12 protein-coding genes and 1 other RNA gene are annotated in these 15,773 nt (G+C 48.6%); 2 read left to right on the forward strand and 11 right to left on the reverse strand.

Annotated elements, in window-relative coordinates:
* Window positions 1-159 precede the first annotated feature (159 nt).
* The 11 genes from SOI44_RS09575 to SOI44_RS09625 all read right to left on the reverse strand — a co-directional run bounded on the left by SOI44_RS09575 (window position 160) and on the right by SOI44_RS09625 (window position 11,655).
* A complete protein-coding gene (locus tag SOI44_RS09575; RefSeq protein ID WP_331348989.1) occupies window positions 160-357 on the reverse strand; it encodes a FeoB-associated Cys-rich membrane protein in 198 nt (65 codons plus the stop codon).
* Window positions 358-435: 78 nt separating this feature from the next.
* A complete protein-coding gene (locus SOI44_RS09580; RefSeq protein ID WP_331348990.1) occupies window positions 436-3,048 on the reverse strand; it encodes an FtsK/SpoIIIE family DNA translocase in 2,613 nt (870 codons plus the stop codon).
* Window positions 3,049-3,056: 8 nt separating this feature from the next.
* Entirely contained in the window at window positions 3,057-4,724 is a 1,668-nt protein-coding gene (locus tag SOI44_RS09585; RefSeq protein WP_331348991.1) for a ribonuclease J, read from the reverse strand.
* 60 nt (window positions 4,725-4,784) lie between these two features.
* Window positions 4,785-6,218 (reverse strand): tRNA (N6-isopentenyl adenosine(37)-C2)-methylthiotransferase MiaB, encoded by a 1,434-nt coding sequence (gene miaB / locus SOI44_RS09590; protein WP_331348992.1) that lies wholly within the window; start codon window positions 6,216-6,218, stop codon window positions 4,785-4,787.
* A gap of 92 nt (window positions 6,219-6,310) precedes the next feature.
* A complete protein-coding gene (locus tag SOI44_RS09595) occupies window positions 6,311-6,487 on the reverse strand; it encodes a 4Fe-4S binding protein (RefSeq protein WP_108773876.1) in 177 nt (58 codons plus the stop codon).
* A 50-nt stretch (window positions 6,488-6,537) separates the two neighbouring features.
* Complete coding sequence (locus SOI44_RS09600) at window positions 6,538-7,317, reverse strand: TIGR00282 family metallophosphoesterase (RefSeq protein WP_331348993.1); 780 nt, start codon at window positions 7,315-7,317, stop codon at window positions 6,538-6,540.
* A gap of 140 nt (window positions 7,318-7,457) precedes the next feature.
* A complete protein-coding gene (gene rny / locus SOI44_RS09605) occupies window positions 7,458-9,011 on the reverse strand; it encodes a ribonuclease Y (protein ID WP_331348994.1) in 1,554 nt (517 codons plus the stop codon).
* Between the two features lie 151 nt (window positions 9,012-9,162).
* Window positions 9,163-10,218: a recombinase RecA gene (recA, locus tag SOI44_RS09610; protein WP_331348995.1), complete on the reverse strand. Its 1,056-nt coding sequence runs from the start codon at window positions 10,216-10,218 to the stop codon at window positions 9,163-9,165.
* Window positions 10,219-10,282: 64 nt separating this feature from the next.
* Entirely contained in the window at window positions 10,283-10,876 is a 594-nt protein-coding gene (gene pgsA, locus SOI44_RS09615) for a CDP-diacylglycerol--glycerol-3-phosphate 3-phosphatidyltransferase (RefSeq protein WP_331348996.1), read from the reverse strand.
* 74 nt (window positions 10,877-10,950) lie between these two features.
* An RNA gene (gene rnpB / locus SOI44_RS09620) (RNase P RNA component class B) lies at window positions 10,951-11,297 on the reverse strand.
* Between the two features lie 7 nt (window positions 11,298-11,304).
* Window positions 11,305-11,655, reverse strand: a complete 351-nt coding sequence (locus SOI44_RS09625; protein ID WP_331348997.1) for a DivIVA domain-containing protein — start codon at window positions 11,653-11,655, stop codon at window positions 11,305-11,307.
* 581 nt (window positions 11,656-12,236) lie between these two features.
* Between SOI44_RS09625 and recU the strand changes: the two genes are divergently transcribed.
* Window positions 12,237-12,833, forward strand: a complete 597-nt coding sequence (recU, locus tag SOI44_RS09630; protein ID WP_331348998.1) for a Holliday junction resolvase RecU — start codon at window positions 12,237-12,239, stop codon at window positions 12,831-12,833.
* Window positions 12,830-15,595 (forward strand): transglycosylase domain-containing protein, encoded by a 2,766-nt coding sequence (locus SOI44_RS09635; protein ID WP_331348999.1) that lies wholly within the window; start codon window positions 12,830-12,832, stop codon window positions 15,593-15,595. The genes recU and SOI44_RS09635 overlap by 4 nt, the downstream gene beginning before the upstream one ends.
* The last annotated feature ends 178 nt before the right edge of the window (window positions 15,596-15,773 follow it).

The raw sequence follows: 15,773 nt of genomic DNA on the forward strand, positions 1-15,773 counted from the left end.
AACAACCCTTCCATATACATAAATATTATATCACAATTAGCGCTAATCTGCATAAAAACAAAAGAAAATCTCATCACAATTTCTCATGATGAGATTCTCATTTTGAGGGGTTACTCGTTACAGCCCCCCTCTTTGGCACTGTATGACGACTTTGGATAATCAGAACAATCCAAGCCGTTTTTCTTCATCCAACTCTTTCTTTGCTTTCTTCAGCTGTTTCTGAAACTGAGAGCAGGATCCGTGACAGCTGCTGCAGCCGCAGTCACAAGAATCCACACCATGTTTTGCAACATAGCGGAAAGCAAAGTATAAAGCCACTGCAATCGGCAGCAGCACAAGCAAGTCAGCGAAGTTCATCGGGATTTTCCTCCTGCTCTATTATGATAAACCAGATGGGAAATCCGATCAATTAGTTTGCGCTAACTTTTCTTTCAATCATTCATCATCCTTGGGACGGTCCTTCTTGACATAGACCTCTCTTGGTTTTGATCCCTGGGCTGGACCGATAATGCCGGTGCTTTCCAGCTCATCAATCATGCGGGCAGCACGATTGTAGCCGATGCCAAATCTTCTCTGCAGAAGGCTTGTACTGGCTTTCTGTACGTCAATGACATAGTCCTTGATCTCCTGATACAAAGGATCATCGGAAACACCTGCCACAGCGCCGCCCTCCTGATCATTGACGCCTTCCAGCATGATGAAGGAATCATCATACAGCGGTGCCCAAGGTGACAGAGCATCGCAGATGCGCTGTACTTCATCATCCGTGACAAATACACCCTGAATACGGGTGGCACTGTTCTGACCGATTGGCATGTAAAGCATATCACCATTGCCAAGCAGGCGTTCTGCGCCGGTATGATCGAGAATGACACGGGAATCAATGGATGAAGAAACACTGAAAGCAATACGGCTTGGAATGTTTGCCTTGATGATGCCGGTAATGACATCTGCACTTGGTCTCTGGGTAGCGACAATCAGGTGGATGCCGGCGGCACGGGCCAGCTGGGTAATGCGCTGAATGGAAGCTTCCACATCCTTGCCTGCTACCAGCATCAGATCGGCAAGCTCATCGATGATGACAACGATATAGGGCATCTTGTCCATGCGTGCCTGTTCTGCGGCCGGCTTGCTTTTGAGCAGGGCATGATATCCGGCAATGTTGCGGACTGCATTTGCAGCAAAGATGTTGTAGCGTTCATCCATGATTCTCACAATCACTTTGAGCGCATTGGAAGCCTGGGCAGGATCATTGATGACCGGTCCGATCAGATGGGGAATGTTGCGGTATGGTGTAAACTCCACCTTCTTCGGATCAACCAGCAGCATCTTGACTTCATCTGGTCTTGTTCTTAACAGCAGTGAACAGATGATGGAATTCATACATACCGATTTACCTGATCCGGTGGCGCCGGCAATCAGCAGATGGGGCATCTTGTCAATCCGGCAGGTAATTGTCTGTCCAAGCAGATCTTTGCCCAGAAAGAAAACAAGCGGCTGATCCTTGTCCTTTGCGGGAATGGAATTTACCAGTTCCCGCAGCTTGACCGGCGTGGATTTCTCATTCGGGATTTCAATACCAACGGCATTGCGGCCTGGAATCGGTGCTTCGATACGGATATCCCGTGCTTCCAGCTGCATCTTGATGTTATCCGTCAAACCAAGAATCCTGGATACTTTGACATTGGCATCCGGCTGCACTTCAAACTGGGTAACCGATGGTCCGATATGCATATCTTTGAGTCTGGCATTGATATCAAATGTCTCCAGAGCCTGAATCAGCTGCTGACCCTTGCGTTTGGCAGCCGCCAGGTTTTCATCATTGGAGGAATGAGCAGGCAGTGGATCCAGAACCTTGTTCATGGATGGCAGACGGTAATTGCGATAATCCACCGTACCATGCTTTGCGGAAGATGATGGCTGCTGTTCTGATTCCGGCAGATTGACAGGAACATCCTCCTCTGTTGGCTGTGTAAGCGGCTGCTCTGGTGCAGCCACAGCCTGTGCCGGTGATGTCACCTGAGGTTCGGGTTCCGGTTCTTTTTCAGGCTCAGGCTGTGAAGGCTGGATGGGATCAGCCTCCGTATGGTCTGCCAGATCATCGACATTCATGAAGATGTTCTTTTCATCACTCAGTGGCGGCTGTATTTTCAAAGTGTCTTCCAGTTCAGGTTCGGTGTCACTGAGCAGTTCAATATTGTCCGTATCATCCTGATCATCATCGACACGGATATCAATGCCGGAAAGGCCGTTGTGAGAAATCTTTGTCGGCTTGAAACGGACAACAACCTCTTCCCCTTCTTCCAGTTTCTTCTGTACATCATCCAGCGGCACATCCTTCACAGCTTCATCTGCATTGATGAAATGTGCCTTCTTCTGCTGGTGTTCAGATACCATCTTCCAGAGATTGGGATGTTCTTTTTCTTCCTCTTCTGCAGGTTCCTCTGGTTCTTCTTTTTCCGGGGCCCTGAAGAAATCAATAACATACTGAAAAGCATTTTTATAGGCGTCCATGAAACCCATCAGTACGGTCGCAATCAAAGCAGTGGCGATCATGATCACAACGGTGCCGCTGCGGCCAAACAGAATAGAAATCAGGGCATACAGACCATTGCCAAAGATGCCTCCGCCTGGTGAGACGGTGACGGCGGTCTGAAAGTAGCTTCTGATATTTGTCAGCAGTGGCTTCAACGCGGAAAAGCCGACCACAGATGGGCCGGCTGTGTAATAGCCGCACAGCAGCAGAAGATCAAGAATCACCAGAATGATCGGCAGTGGATTCTTCTCATCATCCGCATCCTGCTTTCCTGAAGCAATTGCAATCAGGAACCAGAGGATGGTGACAGCCAGAATCAGCCAGAACCATTCACCCAGCACATACCGCAGCAGGTTGTACAGGAAGATGCCAACCGTTCCGGTTCTCATCAGGCCGATCAGCAGCAGTGCGATAGTCAGTACAACCATGACCCACTGTCTGAGCTCTTCCTGCTGTTCCTGACGGATACGTGCTTTTGACTTTCTTGTGTTTTTCTTTTTCTTCTGCGTCACGGTTCCTCCTATTCTTTTGTATTGATTTCAACGATGGCAGGCAGAATCATCGGCCGTTTGCCGGTTTCACGCATCACATAGCGGGAAATCTTGTCACGTGCCTCAGCACGGCAGTTCAGATTGTCATAACGTTTTTCCTTGACGGCATCACTGATGGTCTTCTCCATGATATTGCCGATTTCCTGCACAATGTAATCGGCATCCTTCAGGTAGATCACACCGCGGCTCTGCACATCCGGTCCGCCGATGATTTCCTTCGTCTTATGATTGACAACAACACCGACAATGATGGCACCATCGGTGGAAAGCACTTCTCTGTCCTTGAGCACCATGCCGGTTGCGTCGAAGTTTTCATTACCATCGACCAGTACATCTTCGGCATCAATGCTGTCAAAGTTTCTCTGCAGCTCACCGTCGATGATGGTAGCGATCTGGCCATTGTCCATGACAATGATCCGGTCTGCCTTATAGCCCATATCAAGAGCGATGTTGGCATTGGCAATCAGCTGGCGGTATTCACCCTTGACCGGGATATAGTATTTCGGCCGCAGCAGATACACCATCATCTTAAGATCCTCAATGGAGGCATGCATCGTAAAGGCACGCTTGGCATCCACAGCGATGACCCGGCCGGCTTCCCGGTACAGATCATCCTCCATGCTGGCTTCCTCACGCTCTGTGCCTGGCACTGCCGGTGAAGCAATAATCACGGTATCTGACGGTCTGAATTCGATCACATCATCTTCTTTGGTTGCAATCTTGTGAACCTTCTGGAAGATGTTGGAGCCATTGCCGGCGATGATGACAATCACATTGTCAAGATCATTGGTAAACTGGCTGGCCGGTACTTCCAGACCTGCCGGAATGCGGTAATAGCCAAGCTTGGCCATGTCATTCATCAGATCCTTGAGTTCATCATCATAGATCATGACCTTGCGGTTATACTTGTTGGCAAGCTCAATCACTTCCATCACACGGTAGATATTCTGGTTGAACAGGGTAATGAACATGCGGCCCTTGGTCTCATCAAAGTACTGCTCGATCTGTTCTGTGATACGGTGGTTCGGTGCGGAGTGGCCGCTTCTTGTAGAGCCGACGGACTCACTCATCAATGCCAGTACACCGGCACTGGAAAGATCGGTGATGTTGGTGACATCAAAGGAGAAGGCTTCATTCTTGGTGTCGTAGTCGACAATGAATTCGCCTGTATAGACAACAAAACCGTCATCTGTACCAATGGCAATGCCAAAGCCATCAGCGATGGACTGGGTTGTGCCGAAGGTACGGATTTCCGTATTGCCGATCTTGAAGCGGGAATTGCGTCTGATCCGGTGGATGTTGAGATCCTTCAGGCCGAGTTTCTTCGCCCTTCTTTCAAACATCATGGCTGTTAACGGTGCCATGTAGACCGGTACATGCGGCATAACCTGCAACAGGTTTGGCAGGGCTGCCATGACATCATCATGGCCATGGGTGATGAATACACCGCGGATGCGCTTCTCATTTTCCTGCAGATACTTGAAGTCCGGAATGATCATCTGTACGCCGAACTGTTCCCCTTCGGGATATTTCAGGCCGCACTCCATGACAAAGATGTCATTTCCATTTTCGACGACATACATATTCTTGCCGTCTTCATCAAGGCCGCCAAGCGCAAATATGCGAACTTTGCTCATAAATTATCCTCCATTAAAGTTGCTGGAATTCGCCTTTATTATAAACATTCCTGCCTGTTTTCACAACGCCTGGCCATCGAGCGAGAACGAGTGGACTTCCGTAATTTTCACATCGACGATCTTTCCTTCCAGTCCAGCAGGCCCGGAAAAATTAACCAGCTTGTTTTTCTCACTGTAGCCGGTATACACATTCTGATTTTTCTTTGACGGACCTTCACACAGTACCTTGACGGTTTTGCCAAGATACGGCTGGTTGGCAAGGTTGGCATAGTGCGCTACCTTCTCATTGAGAATCTGCAGGCGTTCACGTTTCACGCTGACGGGGATATTGTCTTCCATGCGGGCAGCCGGTGTACCGCTGCGCGGTGAATACACAAATGTGTAGGCACCATCATATTTGCAGTAATCCACCAGGTCCAGTGTCTTCTGGAAGTCTTCATCTGTTTCATTCGGGAAGCCGACGATGATATCTGTTGTAAAGGCGATCTCCGGCATTTCCTGCTTCATATCATCAACGAGTGCCTTATATTGTTCAATGGTATAGCCTCTTGCCATTCTTCTCAGCACATCATCAGAGCCAGACTGCACCGCCAGATGCAGTGCTTTCATGATATTGGGATACTTCTTCATGGCTAGAATGGTGGTGCGGGAATAGTCACGCGGATGGGATGTATAGAAGCGGATCCGATCAATGCCGGTTTCTGCTACTTCTTCCAGCAGTGTGGTAAAGCCATCCTCCATGCCAAGATCCTTGCCATAGGCATTGACATTCTGTCCCAGCAGAATGACTTCCTTTCTCCCCTGCTCTTTGAGTGCTCTGACTTCCTTGAGGATATCCTGCTGCAGGCGGGAGCGCTCTCTGCCTCTTGTATAGGGCACAATGCAGTATGTACAGAACTTATTGCAGCCATACATGATGTCCACAAATGCCTTGCAGGAATCACTGCGCTTGACCGGCAGATCCTCAATGACTTCCCCTTCCTGGGAATAGACTTCGACCGTTGTTTCCTTAGAATCCAGGTAGTCCAGAAGCAGCTGCGGGAAGCGGTACAGATTATGGGTGCCGAAAATCAGATCCACCTGGGGATAGCTTTTCAGGATTTCTTTAACAACTGCTTCTTCCTGGGCCATGCAGCCGCAGATGCAGAAGATCTTTTCCGGATGCTTTTCCTTGAGTTCCTTCAGGGCGCCGACAAGGCCGAGAACATGCAGTTCTGCACTTCTTCTGACCGCACATGTATTGAAGATCAAAAGATCAGCGTCTTCCGGTTTATCACATGGTGTATATTCCATCAGCTCCAGAATACCTGCCAGCGTTTCCCCATCGCGGACATTGGCCTGACAGCCATACGTGCGCAGATAATATTTTTTATTGCGGCCGAGCGTTTTGGCTGCTTCGGGCAGATGGAACAGATCATGTTCCACCTGGGCAGACCTGCGGCTGCGGCTGGCTGCCTGTTTCAGATCAGGCATTTTCAGTATGTTATTTTCCATTTCATTTTCTCCGAGGCCATATTATAGCAAGACAGGGCAAAGAAAAACCAGCAGATGCTGGTCTTTCTTCCAATCAATCCACTCTTTTCTGCTTACTTCTGGGAAATAGCAGAAACCGGGCATGTGCCGATGCATGTACCGCAATCAATGCAGACACTCTCGTCACACTGGGACTTTCCGTTGTCATCAAGAGACAGAGCGGAAACCGGGCAGACACCTGTGCAGGCGCCGCATCCGATGCAAAGATCCTTGTCAACTGTAACTGGCATTGTATAAGCCTCCTTATCGGAGTCTATTCTAGCATTGACACCGTTTTCTTTCAATCATTAGGCCCTGGCCGCAGCTGGATGCGCTGAATCGATACAGCCCGGTTTGTATGGTCATCGATATCAATGACAAGGCCGCAGATCAATGATGCATTATCCGAAGGAAGATAATGTGAACAGCCGGTAATGGCATGGTCCATGGCTTCATTGCGGTCTCTGCCAAGCACCGAATCATAGGGGCCGCACATGCCTGCATCAGTGATGAAGGCACAGCCATTCTCTACCTTTTCATCGGCGGTCTGCACATGGGTATGGGTGCCGATGATCGCTGTGACACGGTCTTTGAAATACTGGAAGTAAATGCTTTTTTCACTGGTTGCCTCGGCATGGAAATCAATCAGGATGACATCTGCAGAAATATGGCGCAGGATCTGCTTGGTAACAAGGATCGGATCTTCATAGTCCGCATTCATAAAGACATTGCCAAGAATATTCAGCACAGCCAGTCTTTTTCCATTGACCAGACGGATCAATACCGGCCTGGATGGTGCATATGTACCGATATTGGCTGGCCAGATGATATCCATGCAGTCATCGGTATCAAAGAGAAATGCGCGCTTGGAAAAAGCATGATTGCCGAGTGTGATCAGATCGATGCCTGCTGCTTTCAGACGGTTGTACAGTTCTTTTGTCATGCCTTTGCCATCAGCCGCATTTTCACCATTGGCAATGGTGATGTCCGGCTGATACTGCTTCTGCAGCATTGGCGTACAGGCACATACAGCAGATACACCGCTTTGGACGACGATGTCACCCAGAAAAAGAATTCTCATTATGAAACTGCCCTTCCGGACATTCCGATGCTTCGAAATGGCCTAAGTTTCTCAACCTGTATTAAGTGTAATTGATATGAAACGCATATGCAAGGCAGAAAAAAAGACAATGCCCGTAATGAGCACTGTCTGTTTCCATATTACTTAGCGAGTTCCTGTACTCTGACTTCGCGGATCAGGGTTACCTTGATCTGACCAGGATAGGTCAGTTCATTTTCAATCTTCTCACGAATATCATGGGCAATCTTGACCATGCGGACATCATCCACCTTATCCGGCTTGACCATGACTCTGACTTCGCGGCCTGCCTGAATGGCAAAGGCACGCTCTACGCCATCGAAGCTGCTGGCAATCTTTTCCAGTGACTCCAGACGGTTGATATAGCCTTCCATGGATTCATAGCGGGCTCCTGGTCTTGCGGCAGAAAGAGTATCTGCAGAAGCGACAAGCAGAGCGATGATATCCTGCGGTGCGGTATCGCCATGATGGGATTCAATGGCATTGATGACAATGGCATTCTCACCATACTTGCGGGCATATTTGGCACCCAGTTCCACGTGGCTGCCTTCCTGTTCAAAGTCAACGGCCTTGCCGATGTCATGCAATAGTCCGGCACGCTTTGCCAGGGCCTGGTTGAGGCCAAGCTCAGCGGCCATGACACCGGCAAACTGGGCAACTTCAATAGAATGCTGAAGAGCATTCTGGCCATAGCTGTAACGATAGCGCAGACGGCCGACCAGACGGATCATTTCCTTGTTCATGCGGCCGATGCCAAGTTTGAAGATCGTCTCATTGCCGATCTTCATGATATTGTCTTCCAGATCACGGGTTGTCTTTTCAACAACTTCCTCAATCCGGCCCGGCTGGATGCGGCCGTCCTTCATGAGTGTTTCCAATGACTGACGGGCAATTTCACGGCGGATCGGATCAAAGCATGACACCGTAATAACATCCGGTGTATCGTCGATGATCAGATCAACACCGGTTGCCTGTTCAATTGCCTTGATGTTGCGGCCTTCACGGCCGATGATTCTGCCCTTCATTTCTTCTGATGGCAGCGTCACCGTCGATACAGTGCGCTCAATCGTTTCTTCCTGGGCATATCTGTGAATGGCAGTGGCGATGATGTTGCGGGCATTGGCACTTGCCTGTGCCTCGGCTTCATCCTCCTGTTCACGAATGTATTCGCCCACTTCCTTCTCAGATTTCTTGGCAACAATGTCCATCAGTTCCTTATGTGCATCTTCCTGGGACATATGTGCTGTCTTTTCCAGAACTGAAAGCTGTTCATCAATCTTCTGCTTCAGTTCATCCTCCATTTTGCTGAGATTGGCAAGTTTTGCATCGGCAGTCTTTGTCTTATCACTGAGTTTTCTTTCCCGCTGAGAAAGGCTGTCTTCACGCAGTTTCAGATTGTCCTCACGCCGCAGCAGACGGTTTTCATCCGCCTGGATTTTACTCTTGGCTGCGTTCATTTCCTTCTCAGCCGCAAGCTTCATTTCACTTACCTGCTGCTTTCCGGACAGGACTGCCTGATTCACAGTGTTTTCGGCTTTGGAATTTGCCTCTTCAATAATGTCATGAGACTGTTCCTTGGCGCGGTCCAGCCCCATTTTACCGACAATCATCATAATGATGATACCGATGACAATACCTGCAATCACAGCTAAAATGGCAATCGATATGGGATTCATAACAAGACCTCCATTCCATTAGCTGTTATCTTTTGAGAATTCACTCCCATTAGTCATTATACTTTTGAAAGCGCTGTTTCACAAGCACGAAAAAGCACAGCACTGTACGCTGCCAGAGTGCTGTGCAATCGTTTACATCTGTTTGAAAAGATCAGGCCTGTTCTTCCTGGGATTCTGCAGTTGTGGCATCATGCGGGAAAAGAACATCTTTGATCTGGCCGGTGATCGTCTCCATGATATCGGGATGATCCTGCAGCCATGTTCGAGCAGCCGCAAAGCCCTGGCCGATCTTTTCTCCCTGATAAGAGAACCAGGCACCGGATTTGACGATGATGTCATGTTCTACGGCCAGGTTGAGCACTTCATCCACATGGGAAATGCCCTGTCCATAGATCATGTTGACAACCGCTGTCTTGAATGGCGGTGCAACCTTGTTTTTGACAACTTTGATCTTGGTTACGTTGCCGTAGACTTCATTGCCGTTTTTCAAAGCTTCCCCACGCCGTACATCCAGACGTACGGATGCATAGAACTTCAGGGCACGGCCGCCTGGTGTGGTTTCCGGATTGCCGAACATAATACCGACCTTTTCACGCAGCTGGTTGATGAAGATTGCTGTGGTATTGGAATGGTTCATGGCACCGGCCAGTTTGCGCATAGCCTTGGACATCAGTCTTGCCTGCAGGCCGACGGAAGAGTCCCCCATTTCGCCATCCAGTTCAGCCTGCGGCACAAGGGCAGCAACGGAGTCGATGACAACAAGGTCAATGGCACCGCTCTTGACAAGCACTTCGCAGATATCCAGAGCCTGTTCGCCGGAGTCCGGCTGTGACAGGATGAGTTCGTCAATATCGACGCCAAGGGCTTTGGCATACTGAGGATCAATGGCATTTTCGGCATCGATGAAGGCACACCGTCCTCCCTGTTTCTGACACTGGGCAATGGCATGCAGGGCAAGGGTTGTCTTACCAGAGGATTCCGGTCCATAGATCTCAATGATTCTGCCTTTTGGATAGCCGCCAATGCCAAGGGCTGCATCCAGGGTGATGGAACCGGAAGGAATGGCATCGACTGCTACATTGGCACGGTCGCCAAGCCGCATGATGCTGCCTTTGCCATATTCCTTTTCAATTGCTTTGAGCGCATCGTTCAGCAGTTGATCCCGGCGGCTGTCCTGGGAAGCTTCTGTTTCTTCTTTTTTTGTCATTTCTAACTTTCTCCTTCACTTCTATATAGCAGCTTAATCATGCAGTTCCCTGAAAAAAGTGCAATTATTTTGACTCCATGATGTCTTCTTTGGTCATATTGAAATACTGAATGCCGGAGATCATGGAGACAAGAGCTGCCATCCACAGCAGGATATCACTCATCGGCAGACCGATCAGTTCAAATGGCAGATTATCCAGCAGTACCAAGGCAACTGTCACCATCTGTAATACGGTTTTCAGCTTGCCCATCATGCCGGCCGCGACAACTTTGCCATTGGTTGCAGCAACCATGCGGCAGCCATCGACGATCGTATCACGGGCTACCATGATGATGACCGGCACAACCGGGATGATGCCTCTGGAGACAAATAATAAGAACATGCTTGTTGTCAAAAGCTTATCGGCAATCGGATCAGCAAACTTGCCGAAGGTTGTGATCATGTTGCGGCTGCGGGCAATGTGGCCGTCAATCGCATCGGTAATCGCTGCCAGTACATACAGGATCAGCACGATGATATTGATGATTGAAAGATCAACCGAACCGATCAACAGATGGGCCGGCTGGATGCCGCATGCCGTATAGGGGAACAGATACACCAGAATAATGATGGGAATCATGACCATTCTGGCAATTGTCAGTTTATTTGGTAAATTCATATAACCTCCACTCTCGAAACAGAAATAGTATATCACATAAGAAAAGAGGGACAGTGCCCTCCTGAAATTTCACACTCTGTAAGCCATGTTCTGTCCCTTCCCGAAGGAAAGTGGCAGCCATTTATCTCTGCACGAATGCAGCTCATCCGGACTTCAGTTCGTCCTTCCAAGTTCCCCTACCTGATTTGGGTTTCTCGCCTGCGGGGTTTATCGCGTTCCACCCATGCCGTTTCCAGCATGGCTTCGTCACTGTGACACCTTGGGGACATCCGCCATAGGCCAAAGCCCTTAGGTTTCCGTTCCGCCGTCACCCTTGCGGGTGCCCGGTCTTATTGATTCGGCCGGCACAGACACTACACGCATCGCAGCGTGTGCGAGCATGGACTTTCCTCTAGCAAAATGCCAGCGGCTGCCCGAGTGTTCCATTTTTAATGTTTGCGGTTAGGATTGCCAGAATTCTTGAAGACTTCATTCTCTAACTTGGTCAGCCGCTTGAGAATATCGACATTGCTGGCGCCCTGCATCATCGGATCGCCATCTTCATCCCTGGCCCTCTCTTTGCCTTCGACCTCAATCAGACGGGCACGCAGAGATGCATTCGTCTTTTCAAGATCTGCCACCTTGGCATTCAAAGAGTCAACCATGTCCTGATATGTCTGATAGTCTTCAATGACCTGATCCAGCATATGATCCACTTCATTTGGATCATAGCCCTTGAAGTCAACGCCGAATTTCTTGTTGACAATCGTAACCGGATCCAGATTCAGTTTATCTGCCATGCATGATTTCCTCCCTGTCATAGAATTATCGCATCCAGACACCAGAAAATCAATGTCTTTCTAAGAAGTCAGCTCCTTAGAAAAAAGAAGAAAATACAGTAAAGTCCATATGTAATTCTATACATGTCTTAACGTTTTTTCTCATTTCACCATATACTAATCTTAGCAAAGAAATATCAGGAAGCAGCATATTACATATGTAAGTTCAATTAACGGAGGAATGATGAACCAGATGTCAATGATTGCAAGGTATATCCTTGGACTTGTCGTTGCTCTTGCATGGGGAATTCTATGCTTTGGCTTAGAAAAAGGAATCCGGAGTGGATTGATTTCATTTGCGTGTGTTATCATTGCCAGACTGCTCTTTCCAGATCAGAAGTCTGATCGCAAAACCAAAGAATAACCTGATTTGTATTTCTGTCTCCTGTTCCATGCCAATCCGGCTGCCAGTGATCTGAATGATCACTGACAGTCTTTTCTGTGGTCTGAAAATGTGTTTCTGATTCATCTTTCATGGCATTTTCTTTTCTTTCTTAATTATGTGAACACTTGTATAATCTCTTTGGTGGCTGATATAAGACATGATTAATTATCCCAATGGCAAAAAGCCTGTGTCCACGATGGCAGCAGATGCCCGTAAGATTTCTGCCAGTGACCGTGGCATGGAGCTCGAAAAAGAGATCAATCTGACGAATAAAACGTATCTTGCCTGTGATCAGGCGGTGATTTATAAAAAGCCGACGCCGGTGACAATCGTCCATGTGGACTATCCCCGCCGCTCTGCCGCCAAGATTACCGAGGCATACTTCAAACTGCCAAGTACAACGGATTACAACGGCATCTACCGGGGAAAGTACATTGACTTTGAGGCCAAGGACAATCAGCTGCTGACAGCCTTTCCCTTGAAGAGTATTCATCCCCACCAGATTTCACATCTGGAAGCGGTGCTGCGCCATGGTGCCATTGCCTTTGTGATTGTGCGCTTTGTGCGGCTGAATGAGACGTTCTACTGCCCGGCCCAACGGTTTCTTGCTTTTGTGCATACGGCAGACCGTTCTTCGATTCCCCTGGCATGGTTTCAGAAGGAATGCTATCTGATTCCTTCTTCGTATACAAAGCCTGTTGATTATCTGCAGATTGTTGACAGGCTGTATTTCAGTAAAAGGAGTACGACATGAGAAAAAAGAAAGATAAAGATCCGAATGTGCACATCCAGAAAAAGAAGTTTGACTGGTTCAGCTTTCTTACCGTGCTGCTGGCAGTGCTGGTTGGCTTTGAGGCTGTGATTGGCACGGCCGGGATTGTGACGGTCAATGCTATGCTCAAAGACAAGCCGACGCTGAATATTGAAGAGCTGTATTCGCAGGAATCGACCCGCATCTTTGACAAGGATGGCAATCAGATTTCCGACGTCGGCCAGACGCTGCGTGAGAATGTCAGCTATGATGAGATTCCGGAATCATTGATTGATGCTTTCCTTTCGATTGAGGACTCCCGCTTCTTTACGCACAATGGCTTCGATGTGGCGCGCTTTGCGGCTAGTGCCGTGCGCAACCTGAAGAGCGGCTCTGCCTCTCAGGGTGGATCCACCTTCACCATGCAGCTGGTCAAGCTGACTTACTTCTTCACGGATGATGGTTCGACAACTGCCAACCGTGATATCGAATACAAGGTGCAGCAGATTGCTCTGGCAATGGAGCTGGAGAAGCAGGCAAGCAAGAAGGAAATCTTTGAGCTGTATCTGAACAAGATGAACTTCGGCGGTTCCGGCAATATCCGCGGTGTTGAAAAAGCAGCCGAGTATTACTTCAACAAGCGTGTCACCCAGCTCAATCTTGCTGAGAGTGCCCTGCTGGCCGGCATCATCAATTCTCCTTACTACTATGATCCAATGAATTATCTCGACTATTCCACCCAGCGGCGCAATCAGGTGCTGGATATGATGCTGCGGCATGGCTACATCACCCAGGAAGAACATGATCTTGCCAAGAGCATCAAGGTAGAAGATCTGCTGTATGATCACAGTCAGGATACAGCATCAATCGATGCCGATCCGAACCAGGCATATATCGATCAGGTTCTGACGGAAGCACAGACCATTACCGGTCAGGATCCGCTGACCATTGCCATGGATATTCAGACAGCCATGGATCCTGATGTGCAGAATGAGAGCTATCAAATCTGTGCCGGCAATGTCGATAACATCACCTATCCAAGCGACAACATGGAGGTCGGCTTCATCACTGTCAATAACAGCACCGGTGAAATCATTGCCATTGGCGGCGGCCGCAACTACACGACAAGCAATTCGGCAATGCTGCTGAACCATGCGACCAGTGCTTATCACAACCCTGGATCCTGTGTAAAACCGTTCTTCTCCTATGCCCTTGCCTTTGAATATCTGGGCTGGGCAACCAGTCATGTGGTTACCGATAAACCTGTTGGTTCCAGTTCGTGGGTATTCCAGAACTTTGACGGTGTTTACCATGGTGATGTCACACTGGAATATGCGATCCAGACTTCCCTGAATACGCCTGCCATTCAGGCTCTGCAGGAAGAAATTTCCAAAGTCGGTATGAATACCGTTGAAGATTATTTCCAGTCACTTGGCTTCTCACAATACAGTGCCAGTACATTTGATCTTTCCTGGGCGATTGGCGGCAACCAGTTCACAACCAATCCGGAAGAGATCGCCGGTGCAACATCCATGCTGTATAACGGTGGCAAGTACATCAAGCCGCACTGCATTACAAGCATCACCTACCGTTCCGGCTTCCAGGATCCGATCACGGTATCTGATCTGGATGATTATCAGCCAAAGCAGGTTCTCTCTGATGCGGCTGCGTATCTGTCCGCATACATGATGAACAAAGTTGTCAATTCTTCTGAGTACAACTATGCGCAGATCCTGAAGCGTGATTATCAGACATTTGCCAAGTCCGGCACTTCTGACTATGGTGATGCCGGTCTTGAATATGGCATTCCAGAGGGAGCACGAAAAGACAAGTGGATGACATGTGCGACAAGCGAATATACGATTGCCGCCTGGAATGGCTTTGATAAAGCCGATGCCAATGAGACTTCCTACTTCACGGATGCCTGGGACAGCCTGAATATTCCGGGCAAGATCTGTTCTGATCTGCTGGATACGATCTATGCAGAGGGTTCCACGCCTGCTGATATCACAAAACCTGATGATGTTGTTGAAATCACACACATTAAGGGTGTCTTCCCGTATGTCAAGACAATCGATGGCATGGACAGCAAATACATCACCACCGGTTATGTCAAGAAAGGCTATGAAACACTGGCAGATCCGGAGGAGGCAAGCTCCATCTCTGATCTTTCCAGCTTCACTGCTTCCATGGCTGATGATGACAATACAGTACAGTTCAACTGGGCAGCATATCCTGATACAAGCAAGCTCACGGTTGCCTCAACGACCAAAGACATTTCATTGAAAGATGGCAATAACGTGATCAAGGCTGCAACCGGTACGCGTATGTTTGATTATTCATGGGTATACGGACCGATTCAATACAAGGCAACGGTATCGCAGAATGGCAATAAGCTGGCTGAGATTGCGACTTCTTCGGAAAGCTATACACAGGCCATTGACAACCTGGAACCGGAGACGGAGACACAGGTCTGCGGCTATTATGGCTATGAGAAGCTTGGCGGCGACGGCCAGCAGGTATGTACATCCTTTACCACACCGGAAGCTAAGTTCACCCTGCCGACATCCGGTACTTATGATGAAATCAAGGCATGGCTGCAGACCAATGGTCTCAGTGTGAAGAAGATTTCAGAAGAACATACCGATGGTAAGGAAACGGTTGGTCAGGTAACTATCACAGATGGATCCGGCAATGATGTAACCGGACAGAAGCTCAAGCGCAGTGCCTTCAGCAGCTGCACGATTACCGTGATTGCGGATTAACAGCACAACAGATTCCAGACTCCCCTGGCATACAGTCAGAGGAGTTTTTTTGTAAGCGTCAATATAGCCACGTATAGAAAATAAGGACTGTTCTGAGTATCTTATGTGTGTATCAAGATTCAGAGCAGTTCTTTGAAATTTGAAGATCTTGTGGCAGATCAGATGCGTATGGCAGACA

It is taken from the genome of Lactimicrobium sp., from assembly GCF_036453465.1.
GTDB lineage: Bacteria > Bacillota_I > Bacilli_A > Erysipelotrichales > Erysipelotrichaceae > Bulleidia.